This window comes from Streptomyces sp. NPDC018693 (genome assembly GCF_044391385.1).
In the GTDB taxonomy this organism is placed as follows: Bacteria; Actinomycetota; Actinomycetes; order Streptomycetales; family Streptomycetaceae; genus Streptomyces.
In genome coordinates, this window is sequence record NZ_JBIRZZ010000001.1 from 683972 (window position 1) to 699513 (window position 15542).

A 15542-nucleotide genomic window follows, 5' to 3' on the forward strand; every position below is an offset into this window, starting at 1 on the left:
CTGCATGTCTGGAACTCGTAGGCCGGTCGGGTCAGTCGAGAGGGGGGCCGCGCGGCAGACCGTCACGATCAGTTTCGCCGGGTTCAACCGCGCCTGGGCGGCCTGGATCGGCGACCGTCTGGAGCGGCGCGGCCTGCGCGTGGTGTATCTGCGCTGGGACGCGCCACCGGAGGTCCCGCTGACCGACCTGCTGCGCGACCTGGCGCTGGCCGACGGCCGCGTCCTCATGCTGGTCAGCGACTGGTACTTCCGGCTCGGCCCGCGCACCTTCGAGGAGTGGAACGCGGCGCTGCGTGAGGTCGTCGCCCCGGACGCGTCCCGTTTCGCGGCCGTCTCGGTCACCACCGCACCCGTGCCCACCGCCATCGCCGCCCTGGCCCCCGTCGACCTGGTCAACATCGGCCCCGAGGAGGCCGAGCGCCGCCTCGTCGAACGCCTCGATCTGGCGTACGAGCCGCTGCCGGAGCTCGCCGACGGCCGCCGCGCACCCCGCTTCCCGTCCGCCATGCCCGAGGTGTGGGGCAACGTCCCGCGCCGCAACACCCGCTTCACCGGCCGCGAGCCGCTCCTCAACGACGCGTACCACCTGCTGCACGGCAGCGAGCCCGGCGCCGGCGTCCTCACGATGTACGGCATGTCGGGCGTCGGGAAGACCCAGCTCGCCGCCGAGTACGTGTACCGGTTCAGCTCCGAGTACGACGTCGTGTGGTGGATCAACGCCGAGAAGCGCGTGTCGTACCGCCGGCTGCTCGCCGAACTCGCCCCGAAACTCGGCCTGTCCACCGGCGCCGAGTACGGCGAGCGGCTGCGCGCGGTGCGCGACGCGCTGCGCCGGGGCGAGCCCTTCTCCCGCTGGCTGCTGATCCTGGACGGCGCCGACGACCCCGACCAGATCTGGGACCTCGTCCCCACCGGCCCCGGCCACGTCCTGATCACCTCCCGCAATCCGCAGTGGGGCGAGCACAACAGCCAGCTGATGCAGGTCCCGGTGTACGCCCGTGACGAGTCCGTCGCCTTCATCCGGCGCCGCGCGCCCCGGCTGACCGAGGCGGAGGCCGACCAGCTCGCCGAGGCCCTGGAGGACCTGCCGCTGCTCCTTGACCAGACGGCCGGCTGGCTCAACGACTCCGACCTGTCCGTCGAGGACTACATCGGCCTGCTGGAGGGCGGCATCGACCAGGACGTCGTCAAGGTGTCCGCCGACTTCCCGCTGGCCTTCCAGACCGCGTGGTCGATACTGCTGAACAAACTCCGTGAGACCGTCCCCGAGTCGGTCGACCTGCTCCGCCTGTGCACGTTCTTCGCGCCCGGCTTCGTCCCCGTACGCCTGCTGAAGGACATGCCGCACGACGAACTGCCCGAACAGCTCGTCGGGCTGCTCCAGGACCCGCTGCTGTGGAACCGGGCGATCAACCAGCTGCGCCAGTACTCCGTGGTGCGCCTGGAGTCCCACGAGTCGTCCGGTGAGCCCGGCTCGTCCGCCTCAGGCGAGTCGCTGTACCTGCACCGCATGGTCCACCAGATCGTCCGCAAGGACATGCCGGACGCGGACCGGCAGGAGTTCATCGACGTCGTGCGGCGCGCCCTGGCCGCCGCCGACCCCGGCCGGGCCACCGACACCCGCCTGTGGGACTCGTACGCCGAGATCGTGCCGCACCTGAAGTACGCCGACGTGCTGAAGAGCCAGGACGCCCGGGTGCAGCGCCTGGTCCTCAACTGCCTGCGCTACATGTACTTCGCCGGCGAGTACACCTCCGGCGTCAAGCTCGGCGAACGCGCCCTGCGGGCCTGGCGGTCCTCCCTCGGCGAGCACCACCCCCGCATCTGGGAACTCACCTACCACTACGCCAACCTGCTGCGCTCCTCCGGCGACTACGAACGCACCGAGGCCCTGGAACGGCAGGCCGCCGACCACCTCCGCGAGGAGCGCGGCGACCGGGACCTCGACTATCTGCGGGCCGTCAACGGCCTCGGCGCCGACCTGTGGGGGCTCGGCCGCTACGACGAGGCCCTGGAGCTCTACCAGTGGCTGTACCCCACCTACCGCGACCTCCTCGGCGAGGAGGACTCCCGCACCCTCAACGCGCTGAACAACCTGGGCTTCGCCCACCGGCTGCTCGGCCGCTACCAGGACGCCCTGGACATCGACAAGACGACCCTGGAGCTGCGCCGCCGGGTCCTCAAGGCCCGCCACCCCTGGGCGCTGCTCTCGGAGGTCTCCTACGCCATCGGGCTGCGGCTGCTGGGCCGCTACACCGAGGCCGAGTCCATCCAGGCGAAGAACGTCCGCGAGTGCCGGCTCGTGCTGGGCGGCGACAATCCGCAGACCCTGCGCGCCGAGCACAACCTGGCGCTGTGCCGGCTGCGCGCCGGCGACCGGCCCGGCGCCGGTGCCCTGCTCACCCGCGTCCTGGAGCGCTACGAGCGCAAGCTCGGCGACCGGCACGCGGAGACCCTGGCCGCCGCCGTCAGCCAGAGCTGCTTCGCCCGCGAGTTCGGCGACATCGACCAGGCCCGCGAGGCCAGTGAGTCCGTCATGGCCCGCTATGAGCAGCTGCTCGTCGCCGGGCACCCGTTCATCGCCGGGGCCCGTGCCAACCACGCGCTGATCCTGCGCAGCGTCGGCGAACGCGACCAGGCGCACGTCCTCGTCGAGGAGGCCCTCGCCGACATGACCGCCGCGGTCGGCGAGACCCACCCCTACACCCTGGGTGTCGCCATCAACGCCTCCGCCCTGCGCAACCTGGTCGGCGACACCGAGGGCGCGGCCGCGCTCAGCCGGGACACCGTCACCCGCGCCATCGAGAGCCTGGGCCGCACCCATCCTCAAACCCTGTCCGCCCGGGTGGCCCACGCGGCCGACCTGCGCGGTCTGCGCGACCGGCAGCAGGCCGAGAAGGTCGAGCAGGAGGCGCTGTCCGACCTGGAGGCGACCCTGGGCAAGCAGCACGTCCACACCATCTCGGCGCGCTCCCGCAACCGCCCGTACTGGGACTTCGAACCCCAGGCGACATGACACGCCGAAGGGCCCGGCCCCGGAATCTCTCCGCGGCCGGGCCCTTTCGACAGGCCGGTGTCGGGCTTACGCCTCGAACACCTCACGCACCAGCTGCTCCTGCTCGGCCTGGTGGCGCTTGGCGGAGCCGACGGCCGGGGACGAGCCGTGCGGCCGCGAGATGCGGCGCAGGCGCTCGCCGGCCGGGATGTCCGCGCCGACCGCCAGGTCCAGGTGGTCGATCAGGTTCAGGGCGATGAACGGCCAGGCGCCCTGGTTGGCCGGCTCCTCCTGGGCCCACAGGTACTTCTCGGCGTTCGGGTACTTGGCGATCTCCGCCTGGAGCTCGGCACCCGGCAGCGGGTACAGACGCTCGATACGGATGATGGCCGTGTCCGTGACACCGCGCTTGACCCGCTCGGCCTCCAGGTCGTAGTAGACCTTGCCCGCGCAGAAGACGACCTTCTTCACGGCCGCCGGGTCGACCGACGTGTCGCCGATGACCGGACGGAAGCCGCCCGCGGTGAACTCCTCCGCCTTCGACGCGGCGGCCTTCAGGCGCAGCATCGACTTCGGGGTGAAGACCACCAGCGGCTTGTGGTGCGGGTTGTGCACCTGCCACCGCAGGAGGTGGAAGTAGTTCGACGGGAGCGTCGGCATGGCGACGGTCATGTTGTTCTGCGCGCACAGCTGGAGGAAGCGCTCCGGGCGGGCGGACGAGTGGTCCGGGCCCTGGCCCTCGTAGCCGTGCGGCAGCAGCAGGACGACGCCGGACGTCTGGGCCCACTTCTGCTCGGCCGAGGAGATGAACTCGTCCACGACCGTCTGGGCGCCGTTGACGAAGTCACCGAACTGGGCCTCCCACATCACGAGCGCGTTCGGGCGGGCCAGCGAGTAGCCGTACTCGAAGCCCATGGCCGCGTACTCGGAGAGCAGGGAGTTGTAGACGTTGAGCCGCGCCTGGTCCTCGGAGAGGTACTGCAGCGGCGTGTACTCCTCGCCGGTCTCCCGGTCGATGATCACCGCGTGGCGCTGGCCGAACGTACCGCGCTGGGAGTCCTGGCCGGCGAGGCGGACCGGGACGCCCTCCAGGAGGAGGGAGCCGACGGCGAGGGTCTCGCCCATGCCCCAGTCGATGGTGCCGTCCTCGACCATCGTCGCCCGGCGCTGCAGCTGCGGCAGCAGACGCGGGTGGACGGTGATGTGGTCGGGGATGTTGACCTGGGACTCGGCGATCCGCTTGACGACCTCGGTGGAGACCGCGGTCGGGACCGCGACCGGGAAGCCCTCCTGCGGGTCGGAGCCCGCGGCGGCGGCCGGCTGCGCGGTGGCCTCGCGGACCTCCGTGAAGACCTTCTCCAGCTGGCCCTGGTAGTCCTGCAGCGCCTGCTCGGCCTCTTCCAGGGTGATGTCGCCGCGACCGATGAGGGACTCGGTGTAGAGCTTGCGCACCGAGCGCTTCTTGTCGATCAGGTCGTACATCAGCGGCTGGGTGAAGGCCGGGTTGTCCGACTCGTTGTGACCGCGGCGGCGGTAGCAGAGGAGGTCGATCACCACGTCCTTGTTGAACGCCTGGCGGAACTCGAAGGCCAGACGGGCGACGCGCACGACGGCCTCGGGGTCGTCGCCGTTCACGTGGAAGATCGGGGCCTCGATCATCCTCGCCACGTCCGTCGCGTACATCGACGAGCGGGACGACTCCGGGGCGGCCGTGAAGCCGACCTGGTTGTTGATGACGATGTGGACCGTGCCGCCGGTGCGGTAGCCGCGCAGCTGCGACATGTTCAGGGTCTCGGCCACCACGCCCTGGCCCGCGAAGGCCGCGTCGCCGTGGATCGCCACCGGCAGGACGGTGAAGTCCGTGCCGCCCTTGTTGATGATGTCCTGCTTGGCGCGGGCGACGCCCTCCAGGACCGGGTCCACCGCCTCCAGGTGCGAGGGGTTCGCGACCAGGGAGACCTTGATCTGCTCGCCGTCCAGGCCGGTGAAGGTGCCCTCGGCGCCCAGGTGGTACTTCACGTCGCCGGAGCCGTGCATCGACTTCGGGTCGAGGTTGCCCTCGAACTCGCGGAAGATCTGGGCGTACGACTTGCCGACGATGTTCGCGAGCACGTTCAGGCGGCCGCGGTGGGCCATGCCGATGACGACCTCGTCGAGCCGGGACTCCGCCGCGCTGTCCAGGACCGCGTCCAGCAGCGGGATGACCGACTCGCCGCCCTCCAGGGAGAAGCGCTTCTGGCCGACGTACTTCGTCTGCAGGAAGGTCTCGAACGCCTCGGCGGCGTTCAGGCGGCGCAGGATGCGCAGCTGCTCCTCGCGCTCCGGCTTGGAGTGCGGGCGCTCGACGCGGTCCTGGATCCACTTGCGCTGCTTGGGGTCCTGGATGTGCATGAACTCGATGCCGGTGGTGCGGCAGTACGAGTCGCGCAGCACGCCGAGGATGTCGCGCAGCTTCATCATCGACTTGCCGGCGAAGCCGCCGACGGCGAACTCCCGCTCCAGGTCCCACAGGGTGAGGCCGTGCTCGGTGATGTCCAGGTCGGGGTGCTTGCGCTGCTGGTACTCCAGCGGGTCGGTGTCGGCCATGACGTGGCCGCGGACCCGGTAGGAGTGGATCAGCTCGAAGACGCGGGCGGCCTTGGTGACGTCGTCGTCGTGCGAGGCGTCGATGTCCTTGAGCCAGCGGACCGGCTCGTAGGGGATGCGCAGCGACTTGAAGACGTCGTCGTAGAAGCCGTTCTCGCCGAGGAGCAGGTTGGCGACCTGGCGCAGGAACTCGCCGGAGGCGGCGCCCTGGATGACCCGGTGGTCGTAGGTCGACGTCAGCGTCATGACCTTGGAGATGCCCAGCTTGTTCAGCGTGTCCTGGGAGGTGCCCTGGAACTCGGCCGGGTAGTCCATGGAGCCGACGCCCATGATGACCGACTGGCCGGGCATCAGACGCGGCACGGAGTGGACGGTGCCGAGGCCGCCGGGGTTGGTCAGCGAGACGGTGACGCCGGTGAAGTCGTCCATCGTCAGCTTGTTGTCGCGGGCGCGACGGACGATGTCCTCGTATGCCTGCCAGAACTCGAAGAAGTTCAGCGTCTCGGCCTTCTTGATGGCGGCCACGACGAGCTGGCGGTCGCCGTTGGGCTTCACCAGGTCGATGGCCAGGCCGAGGTTGACGTGCGGCGGCTTGACGAGGGTCGGCTTGCCGTCCTTCTCGCCGAACGACCAGTTCATCGACGGCATCGCCTTGATGGCCTGGACCATCGCGAAGCCGATGAGGTGCGTGAAGGAGATCTTCCCGCCGCGCGCCCGCTTGAGGTGGTTGTTGATGACGATGCGGTTGTCGAACAGCAGCTTCACCGGGACCGCGCGGACCGAGGTGGCGGTCGGCAGCTCCAGCGAGGCGTTCATGTTCTTCGCGACCGCGGCGGCCGGGCCACGCAGGGTGACCAGCTCGGGGCCCTCCGGGGCTCCGGTGGCGGGCGCGGCCTTCGGGGCGGCGGCGGCCGGCTTCGCGGCGGCGGGCTTGGCGGCGGCCGGCTTGGCCGGGGCGGCAGCCGGGGCCGGGGCGGGCGCGGCGGCCGCGGGCTTCGGGGCGGCCGGGGCCGGTGCGGGAACCGCCGGAGCCGCGGGCGCGGCCGGGGCGGCGGGTGCGGCCGGGGCCGTGGAGGTGGTCCCCGCGGCCCCCGCGGCCGCGGTACCCGCCGGAGCCGAGGCGTTCGCGGCCCCCGGCTTGTAGTCGGCGAAGAAGTCCCACCAGGCTCGGTCTACCGAATTCGGGTCCTGGAGGTACTGCTGATAGATCTCGTCGACGAGCCACTCGTTGGGACCGAACGCGGCAGCGGGGTTCTTGCCCGCTTGGTCCGCTTCGGTCGTCGGGGCGCTCGATGCGTTACTGGGGGACTGTGGCGACACGGCGGCAACCGCCCTCTTCCGCTTCACAAGGTGATGGACAGCGGGAATAAAGGCTACGCCTCCAAGACCAGGAAGGTCAGGTCGGGCCACCGCATCGTCGCGTAAGTCACATCGAGGACCGTGTTTCGGCGCCGGAAATGGCGGGAAACAAGCGGGGTTCCGCTGTGAAACGAGTACGACAGTGCAGGTCCGGCACCCCACGGATGCGAACCTTGATCGAACTTTACGTCAACTTGACGCGGACGGCTCCCCCGGAAGCGTGACAAGAATCCGGCATCCTCGCTCGGATTCGGCCACCCCGATCCTGCCCCCGTGCAGATCCACCGCCCAGCGGGCGATCGCCAGCCCCAGTCCCGTGCCGCCGTCGCTGCCGGGGCCGTGCGGCCGGCTGACCGCGCCCCGGTTGAACCGCTCGAACACGCGGCGCCACTCCGACCGCGGAATGCCCGGACCCTCGTCCAGGACCTCCAGCTCCAGCGACTCCGGCTGCGCCCCGCGGCGTGCCTTCACCATGACCCGCCCGTGCGGCGGGCTGTGCTTGACCGCGTTGTCGATGAGATTCGCCACCACCTGGTGGATGCGCTCCGGATCCGCGTGCGCGGTCAGCTCCGGCGGCGACACGTCCAGGTGCAGATGGACGTCCGTACGGGTGTGGCTGCCGGAGCCCGAGGCCATGCCCGCGCGCGCGGAGGCGACCATGTTGGCCTCCTTCAGCACCCCCGACAGATACGGCCACACCTCGAACCGCCGCTTGCGCAGCGGTACCACGCCGTTGTCCAGGCGGGACAGGTCCAGCAGCGTCTCCACGAGGCGGCCGAGGCGCTCGGTCTGCTTCAGCGCGGTGCGCATGGTCTCCGGGTCGGCCTCGGCGATGCCGTCGACCACGTTCTCCAGGACGGCCCGCAGGCCCGCGATGGGGGTGCGCAGCTCGTGCGAGACATTCGCCACCAGCTCTTTTCGCTGGCGGTCCTGGGCCTCCAGCTCATCGGCCATGGCATTGATCGTCTGGGCCAGGTCGCCCAGCTCGTCACGGCGGTTCTCGCGGACCCGGCGTGTGTAGTCGCCCTGCGAGATGGACCGGGCCACCGTGTTCATGTCGTCCAGCGGCGCGGTGAGCGAATGCGCCACGAACTGCGTAATGAGCAGTGTGGCGATCATCGAGAAGACCGTGATGAAGCGCAGCTCCGTCTTGGTCTGCACCGCGATCACCGACAGGCCGGTGGTGATCAGCACCGAGGTGACGACCAGCGCGCCCAGCTTGGTCTTGATCGAGAACGGGCGCACGCCTCCGAAGGGCTCCGCGGGGGTTCTCGGATCGTTGAGGCTTCTCGGTCCGTCCGGCCCGCCGGTCATGGCGCCGGTGTCTCCAGCGCGTAGCCCACGCCGTGCACCGTGCGGATCCGCTCGGCGCCGATCTTCCGCCGCAGCGCCTTGATGTGGCTGTCGACGGTACGGGTGCCGGACGCGTCGGCCCAGTCCCACACCTCCGCCAGCAGCTGCTCACGGGAGAGCACCGCGCGCGGTGTGTTCGCCAGGCAGACCAGCAGGTCGAACTCGGTCGGCGTCAGGTGCACGTCCTCCGCGCGCACCCGCACCCGCCGCTGCGCGTGGTCGATCTCCAGCTCGCCCAGGCGCAGGATGCCGGAGCGCGGCGTCGCGGCCGCCAGCGTGGCCCGCTCCACGCGCCGCAGCAGCACATGCACCCGCGCGGCCAGCTCCCGCATCGAGAACGGCTTGGTCATGTAGTCGTCGGCGCCCACGCCGAGCCCGACCAGCATGTCGGTCTCGTCGTCGCGGGCGGTCAGCATCAGAACCGGTACCGGCCGTTGGGCCTGCACGCGCCGGCAGACCTCCAGACCGTCGAAGCCGGGCAGCATGATGTCGAGGATCAGCAGGTCCGGCTGCCATGCCTCGGCCGTGTCGACCGCCGCCGGACCGTCTCCCGCCGTTTGCACGAGGAATCCCTCGGCGCGCAGGCGGGCCGCGATGGCGTCGACGATCGTCGGGTCGTCCTCGACGACCAGAACGCGGCGCTGGGCGCCCGGGGAAGCCGTCGTCGTGCCGCTGTGCGAGGTGTGTGTCTGCTCCATCGCCCGCCCCTGAGGTGTGCTTTCCGGAATCAGTGGGGTGATCCCTTGCCTGCGCCCCTGTCTGCGCATGACTGCGGTTGACGCATGAATGATCGGCGTCAGGGCAGCAACGTACCCGGAGTCACCACGGCATTGCTATCCAGGTCGGACGGCGAGGTGCACGACGTCCGGCACGCCTCGGGCAACGGGGATCTCTTCGGTACGCACCTGAGTGAACCCGGCATTCCCCAAGCTTCCCTCGAATTCCGGAGACGGCTGCGCCGACCACACCGCGAGGACGCCGCCGGATCTCAACACCCTTGCGCAGTCCGCGAGTCCGGCCGGCGAGTACAGTCCGCCGTTGCCGTCGGTGACGGTCCAGCCGGGGCCGTTGTCGATGTCGAGGCACAGGGCGTCGTACGTGTCCGATGTCTCATTGAGGTAAACGAGCAGATCGTCGTGTACGACGGTGACGCGTGGGTCGGCGAGCGCTTCCTGCGACAGCGCGCCGAGCGGACCGTCGCGATGCCAGTCGATGACCGCGGCCTCACGCTCCACGACCGTGATCCCGCCCCAGCGCGGGTTCGCGGCCGCGTGCGCGAGCGAGAACCCCACGCCCAGGCCGCCGATCAGCACCCGCGGTGCCGGACGCCCGTCGAGCGCGCCCAGCGCGGTGTCGACCAGCAGCCGCTCCGAGCGGCCGTCGGAAGTGTCCATCAGGAAGCAGCCGTTGGCGATGATCTGGAGCAACTCCCCGTGCCGGCGCAGCACCACCTCGCCGTGGGGGCCCTCACGACGGTCCAGGACGACGGGGGTGTCGTAAGAGGTGAGCATCAGTCCATCCTGGCACTTTCCTGACGGATCGTTGAGGGAATTTCCCCTGTCATCCGAATGTGCGAAGACCCTCGTTGAGAGGTTTCTGAGAATCGCCGCGCGGGTGGCGTCGGTCACAGACAGCGGGCGGGTGCGGCACCGAGGGTGAAGGCAACCGGAAGGAGCGCCTCTCGTGGAACGGACCGAGGACGTGACCACGCCGTCGAGCGAGGACGTGACCACGCTGTTGAACGGCGTGCCACGGCAGCGCACACCGGCACCCGCGCCGCCGCCGGAGCCCGCCCCCGAACCCCGCCGCCCGCTGTGGCGCCGGATACCCGTCCCCTTCACCCTCGGCTACACCGCCGTCCTCGCCGTCACGTCCTACGTCGCCGACCACGCCGACCCCGCCCTGGTCGCGGCCCTGCACCAGGGCTCCAGCACGGACGTGGCCCACCTGCTCCGGACGCCGGTGCTGGTCCTGGTGGCCAGCGCCCTGTGGGTGTCCGGGGGTCTCGCCTCGCCGTTCACGCTCGCCTTCCTCGTCGTCCTGACCGCGCTGGAGCGCCGCGTGGGCGCCCTGCGCACGGCCGGCGTCTTCCTCCTCGGCCACACGCTGGCCACCCTCGCCACCCAGATCCCGGTCGGCCTCGCCGTCCTCGTCGGCCACCTCCCCGACAGCTCCCTGCACCGCCTCGACTACGGCGTCAGCTACGGCGTCGCCGCATGCGCCGGCGCGCTGACCGGCCTCCTGCGCCCCTGGCTGGGCCGGCCCCTGCTCGCCGCGTGCACCGCGCTGCTGATCCAGGACCTGCTCGCCCTCACCGACCCGCTGACCAACTGGGGTCACCTGATCGCCCTGGCGATCGGCGTGGCGACCTGGCGGACGCTGCGGCGTCCGGGAGTCGGCCTTCGGGCGCCCCGGTGAACTTCGCGCTCGTCAGCGGTGCCGTCACCGTCCAGCCCAGGGACTCGTACAGGGCGCGGCCCGCCGGTGTGCCGCCCAGGACACAGCGCTCCGCGCCCTGTCCGGCGGCCGTTGTCTGGAGGGTGCGCATCACGAAGTGGGCGAGGCCGCGGCGACGGTGGGCCGGTGTCGTCTCGATCTGGTCGACGACCGCCGTGGCGCCGGTCGTGGCGACCTGGCCGCGTGCGGCGAGGGAGCCGTCCTCGGCGGCGACGAGGACCCGGGTGACGCCGCCCCGGGTCCAGGTGCGCGGGCGGTAGCCGGGCGGGGGCGGGGGCGGGGCGGCGGCCGGGGGCAGGGGGAGGGTCATCAGGTAGCCCGGTTCCGGGTCGATCCACCAGTCGGGGCCCAGCCAGCGGGAGACCACCGCCGGGTGCCGGAAGACCTTGAGCCAGACGCCCGATCCGGTCACCGCGCCCGCGACCTTCCGTACGGTCGCCTCGTCGACGTCGTCGTTCACCGCGCCGAGGACATGGCGGGTGACATGCCCGGCCTGTCCGACGTCGATGGTCACTCCCCAGGGCTCGGGCACCGGCGGTGCGGCACCGCGCGACACGACCCAGCCGTCCACCCATGCCCGTACGGTTCCGTCCATGCCCCACCTCGGTAATGACCCAATCGGCTGTGTGCCTGTTACTCAGCCGACCATATGTGCTCAGTTGCCCCCCTTCACAGCCTTGATCGCTCACGGCGAACAGGGGACTGGGAACATTCCGCGGCTCACATGCATTGAGTCGGCATAGCTCAACTTGACTGCCGAAGGGGAGATCATGGCTTCGACGTCCTCACCGCTCACCCTGCCTGTGCTGCCGCTCGACGACGAGGTCGTACTGCCGGGGATGGTGGTTCCGCTGGACCTGAGCGACGCCGACGTACGCGCCGCGGTGGAGGCGGCCCAGGCCGCCGCCCGGACCGAACCCGGAAAGCCGAAGGTCCTGCTGGTCCCGCGCATCGACGGCACCTACCCGGGCACCGGCGTGCTCGGCACCGTCGAGCAGGTCGGCCGGCTGGCCGACGGTGACCCGGGCGCCCTGATCCGCGGCAGGGGCCGCGTGAAGATCGGCGCGGGCACCACCGGACCGGGCGCGGCGCTGTGGGTCGAGGGGACGCGGATCGACGAGACGACTCCGGAGCCGCTCCCCGGGCACGTCACCGAACTGGTCAAGGAGTACAAGGCCCTCGCCACCGCCTGGCTGCGCAAGCGCGGCGCCTGGCAGGTCGTCGACCGCGTCCAGGCCATCGACGACGTCTCCGCCCTCGCCGACAACTCCGGCTACTCGCCCTTCCTGACCACCGACCAGAAGGTGGAACTGCTGGAGACCGCCGACCCCGTCGCCCGCCTCAAGCTCGCCACCCAGCATCTGCGCGACCACCTCGCCGAGCAGGACGTCGCCGAGACCATCGCCAAGGACGTCCAGGAGGGCGTCGACAAGCAGCAGCGGGAATTCCTGCTCCGTCGGCAGTTGGAGGCCGTCCGCAAGGAACTGCGCGAACTCAACGGCGAGAAGGACGGCGAGGAGTCCGACGACTACCGCGCCCGCGTCGAGGCCGCCGACCTGCCGGAGAAGGTCCGCGAGGCCGCCCTCAAGGAGGTCGACAAGCTGGAGCGGGCGAGCGACCAGTCGCCCGAGGGATCCTGGATCCGGACCTGGCTCGACACCGTCCTCGAACTGCCGTGGAACGAGCGAACCGAAGACGCCTACGACATCCAGGGCGCCAAGGCGATCCTCGACGCCGAGCACGCCGGCCTGGAGGACGTGAAGGAGCGGATCACCGAGTACCTGGCGGTGCGCAAGCGCCGTACGGACCGGGGTCTCGGAGTCGTCGGCGGACGGCGCGGCGGGGCCGTACTCGCCCTGGTCGGTCCGCCAGGGGTCGGGAAGACCAGCCTGGGCGAGAGCGTCGCCCATGCCATGGGCCGCACGTTCGTCCGCGTCGCCCTCGGCGGTGTGCGGGACGAGGCCGAGGTCCGCGGCCACCGCCGTACGTACGTCGGCGCGCTGCCCGGCCGGATCGTACGGGCCATCAAGGAAGCCGGGTCGATGAACCCGGTGGTACTGCTCGACGAGATCGACAAGGTCGGCTCCGACTTCCGGGGCGACCCGGCGGCCGCCCTGCTGGAGGTCCTGGACCCGGCCCAGAACCACACCTTCCGGGACCACTACCTGGAGGTCGAACTGGACCTGAGCGACGTCGTGTTCCTCGCGACGGCCAACGTCCTCGAAGCCATCCCGGAGGCGCTGCTCGACCGGATGGAGCTGGTCCGGCTGGACGGCTACACCGAGGACGAGAAGGTCGTCATCGCCCGGGACCACCTTCTCCCGCGCCAGCTGGAGCGGGCCGGCCTGGACAAGGACGAGGTCGCCCTGGACGAGAGCGCCCTGCGCAAGCTCGCCGGCGAGTACACCCGCGAGGCCGGCGTCCGCAACCTGGAGCGGTCCGTCGCACGCCTGCTCCGCAAGGTCGCCGCACAGCACGAACTGGGCGAGCGGGAACTGCCGTTCACCATCGGCGAGGGCGACCTGCGCGGCCTGATCGGGCGGCCGCACCACGTACCCGAGTCGGCCCAGGACCCGGCTGAGCGCCGTACGGCCGTCCCGGGCGTCGCCACCGGCCTCGCGGTGACCGGCGCCGGCGGTGACGTGCTGTTCGTCGAGGCGTCGCTGGCCGACCCGGAGACCGGCGCGGCGGGACTGACCCTGACGGGCCAGCTGGGCGACGTGATGAAGGAGTCGGCCCAGATCGCCCTGTCCTTCCTCCGCTCCCACGGCGCCGAGCTGGAACTTCCGGTGGCCGACCTGAAGGACCGGGGCGTGCACATCCACTTCCCGGCGGGCGCGGTGCCCAAGGACGGCCCGAGCGCCGGCATCACGATGACGACCGCCCTGGCGTCGCTGCTGAGCGGACGGCTCGTCCGTACGGACGTGGCGATGACGGGCGAGGTCTCGCTGACCGGACGGGTCCTCCCGATCGGCGGCGTGAAGCAGAAGCTGCTGGCGGCCCACCGCGCGGGCGTCACGACCGTGATCATTCCCAAGCGCAACGAGCCCGACCTGGACGACGTCCCGGCCGAGGTGCTGGACAAGCTCGACGTCCACGCCGTCACCGACGTCCGCCAGGTCCTGGAGCTGGCCCTGTCGCCGGCCACCAACGGCGCGGCGCCGGAGGTTCCGGTCGCGGCGTGACGGACGCGATCGGACACGGCAAGGCCCGGGTTCTCGTGAGGGAGGCCCGGGCCTTCGCCGCCGGCGGCCCGACCTGCGGAATACTGCCCTGTCGGAACCGGAGACCGGATCAGGGGTGGACAGGGACGTGAGCGAGGGCGGAAACAGCGGTCCGGGGCGCGATGCGCACCGGGACCGGCAGGGCGCGGACCCGGAGTTCCTCTCCCTGGAACGGGAGCTGACCGTGCTGCTGCGCCGCGCCCGCGCCAACCAGGGCGAGATGGCCCGCGAGGTCCATCCGGACCTGGAGCCCGCCGCGTACGGGCTGCTCGTACGGCTGGAGGAGGGCGGCCGGCAGCGGGCCACCGAGCTCGCCGGTTACATCGGCGTCGGCAAGGCCACCATGTCCCGGCAGCTGCGCGCCCTGGAGGGCCTCGGGCTGATCGCCCGCGAGCCCGACCCGGCCGACGGACGCGCCTGGCTGGTCGACCTCACACCCGAGGGCCGCTCCCGCGTCCGCCGGGTACGGGAGGCCCGGCGGGGGCGGTACGTCAGCCAGCTCGCGCATTGGGACCGGCGGGAGGTGGCGGAGCTGGCGCGGCTGCTGCATGAGCTCAACCGCGGGATGGAGCGCTGAGGCGGCCGCTGAATCCGCCGACGGGCGGCAGGAGCCGGCAGGCGTCACAGGCCCACGAAGACCGCCGTGGCGTCGTCGTGCACCTTGTTCCTCCCCAGGAACGCCCGCCGATCCGCGTCGGCACGCTCCAGTTCCCGCACCCGCTGCACCAGCGCCCGCGCGCCCTCCTTGCGCAGGTAGGTGAACAGGTCGGTCCAGTCGCCCTCGTGGAACGTGTCCGTCCAGCGGGTGGCGCCGTCGGTGAGCGCGGCCAGGGCGCGGACCCGCTCCCTCGGGACGCACCCGGTCACCGCCCGTGCGGCCACCGAGGGATCGGCGGCCGCGGTGAAGAAGCCGCCCTCCTTGTTGCGGGCCCGGGCGTCGCAGATCTCCGCACTGGTCAGCAGGGCGCGCGGCAGCCGGGTGAGACGGTCGTCGAGGACGGGGGTGACGGTGCCGTCGGGGGACTCCAGCAGCAGGGCCGAGTCGGACAGGACGAGGTATTCGACCTCGTGCCGCGACCACCGGACGAGAACCACCGTCGCCTGCGGAGTGCGCACGTGAGAAAGGTCACAGGTTTCGGCATGGGCCCGGGCGGTAGACGCGATGGCGCGGGCGAGGACCTCGGCGAGCGGAACATCCAGGAGTGAAACGGTCAGTTCGGTCAGCGCCCCGCCCAGGCGCGCGGTGAACCAGGGGACCGAATGCAGACAGCCGGTGCCGCCCCGCGGCGGTGTCACTCCGTCCAGGACGACGAGCGAACCGCCCTGTCCGGAAGCGGGAAGTCCGACACTCGCGAAGTCCTCGTTGTGGCGGGTGGGGTCGCCGGGCTCGGTCACGAGTTCCGTATGCATCCGGCCAGTCTGCACGACGTCTTCACAGCGCCCACGAAAGGCTTGCAACACTCGCCGGGAGCGGCCGCCCGCGCAGGTCAGACGCCGGTTTTGGGCGGGAATGCAGGGCTAGGGGCAGACGTGGCGGCGAATCCTGCCAAAGCCCGCCGCCGACGTCC

10 protein-coding genes are annotated in these 15542 nt (G+C 71.1%); 4 read left to right on the forward strand and 6 right to left on the reverse strand.

From position 1 onward, the window contains the following. Positions 1–4 precede the first annotated feature (4 nt). Positions 5–3016 carry an FxSxx-COOH system tetratricopeptide repeat protein gene (gene fxsT, locus ACH5AC_RS03270; protein WP_398859860.1) on the forward strand — a complete coding sequence of 1004 codons (3012 nt, stop codon included), beginning with the start codon at positions 5–7 and terminating at the stop codon, positions 3014–3016. 66 nt (positions 3017–3082) lie between these two features. Here the strand turns inward: fxsT and ACH5AC_RS03275 are convergent, their stop codons facing one another. From ACH5AC_RS03275 to ACH5AC_RS03290, 4 genes are all read right to left on the reverse strand, one after another. Next, positions 3083–6901 carry a multifunctional oxoglutarate decarboxylase/oxoglutarate dehydrogenase thiamine pyrophosphate-binding subunit/dihydrolipoyllysine-residue succinyltransferase subunit gene (locus ACH5AC_RS03275; protein WP_398859862.1) on the reverse strand — a complete coding sequence of 1273 codons (3819 nt, stop codon included), beginning with the start codon at positions 6899–6901 and terminating at the stop codon, positions 3083–3085. Between the two features lie 228 nt (positions 6902–7129). Next, complete coding sequence (locus ACH5AC_RS03280; RefSeq protein ID WP_398859863.1) at positions 7130–8254, reverse strand: ATP-binding protein; 1125 nt, start codon at positions 8252–8254, stop codon at positions 7130–7132. Then, complete coding sequence (locus ACH5AC_RS03285) at positions 8251–8991, reverse strand: response regulator transcription factor (RefSeq protein WP_398859864.1); 741 nt, start codon at positions 8989–8991, stop codon at positions 8251–8253. Before ACH5AC_RS03285 ends, ACH5AC_RS03280 begins: the two co-directional genes overlap by 4 nt. A 135-nt stretch (positions 8992–9126) precedes the next feature. Beyond that, on the reverse strand, positions 9127–9804 hold the full coding sequence (locus tag ACH5AC_RS03290; RefSeq protein WP_398859865.1) for a spermidine synthase: 678 nt from the start codon (positions 9802–9804) through the stop codon (positions 9127–9129). Between the two features lie 172 nt (positions 9805–9976). On the opposite strand from ACH5AC_RS03290, the gene ACH5AC_RS03295 reads away from it, so the two are divergent. Then, complete coding sequence (locus ACH5AC_RS03295; protein WP_398859866.1) at positions 9977–10711, forward strand: rhomboid-like protein; 735 nt, start codon at positions 9977–9979, stop codon at positions 10709–10711. On the opposite strand, the gene ACH5AC_RS03300 is transcribed toward ACH5AC_RS03295, so the two are convergent. Continuing rightward, complete coding sequence (locus ACH5AC_RS03300) at positions 10605–11345, reverse strand: GNAT family N-acetyltransferase (protein ID WP_398859867.1); 741 nt, start codon at positions 11343–11345, stop codon at positions 10605–10607. The two genes, ACH5AC_RS03295 and ACH5AC_RS03300, sit on opposite strands and share 107 nt — an antisense overlap. 175 nt (positions 11346–11520) lie before the next feature. Between ACH5AC_RS03300 and lon the strand changes: the two genes are divergently transcribed. Both lon and ACH5AC_RS03310 read left to right on the forward strand, forming a co-directional pair. Continuing rightward, positions 11521–13935, forward strand: coding sequence for an endopeptidase La (gene lon, locus ACH5AC_RS03305; RefSeq protein WP_398859868.1), 2415 nt, complete (start codon positions 11521–11523; stop codon positions 13933–13935). A 127-nt stretch (positions 13936–14062) separates the two neighbouring features. Continuing rightward, entirely contained in the window at positions 14063–14551 is a 489-nt protein-coding gene (locus ACH5AC_RS03310) for a MarR family winged helix-turn-helix transcriptional regulator (RefSeq protein ID WP_398859869.1), read from the forward strand. Between the two features lie 44 nt (positions 14552–14595). Here the strand turns inward: ACH5AC_RS03310 and ACH5AC_RS03315 are convergent, their stop codons facing one another. Next, on the reverse strand, positions 14596–15384 hold the full coding sequence (locus ACH5AC_RS03315; protein WP_398859870.1) for a protein phosphatase 2C domain-containing protein: 789 nt from the start codon (positions 15382–15384) through the stop codon (positions 14596–14598). Positions 15385–15542 lie beyond the last annotated feature (158 nt).

Bases quoted from the DNA above. Each gene is read 5' to 3' on its own strand.
- fxsT (WP_398859860.1), top strand. From the start codon at position 5: ATGTCTGGAACTCGTAGGCCGGTCGGGTCAGTCGAGAGGGGGGCCGCG.
- ACH5AC_RS03280 (WP_398859863.1), bottom strand. From the start codon at position 8,254: ATGACCGGCGGGCCGGACGGACCGAGAAGCCTCAACGATCCGAGAACC.
- ACH5AC_RS03285 (WP_398859864.1), bottom strand. From the start codon at position 8,991: ATGGAGCAGACACACACCTCGCACAGCGGCACGACGACGGCTTCCCCG.
- ACH5AC_RS03290 (WP_398859865.1), bottom strand. From the start codon at position 9,804: ATGCTCACCTCTTACGACACCCCCGTCGTCCTGGACCGTCGTGAGGGC.
- ACH5AC_RS03300 (WP_398859867.1), bottom strand. From the start codon at position 11,345: ATGGACGGAACCGTACGGGCATGGGTGGACGGCTGGGTCGTGTCGCGC.
- lon (WP_398859868.1), top strand. From the start codon at position 11,521: ATGGCTTCGACGTCCTCACCGCTCACCCTGCCTGTGCTGCCGCTCGAC.
- ACH5AC_RS03315 (WP_398859870.1), bottom strand. From the start codon at position 15,384: ATGCATACGGAACTCGTGACCGAGCCCGGCGACCCCACCCGCCACAAC.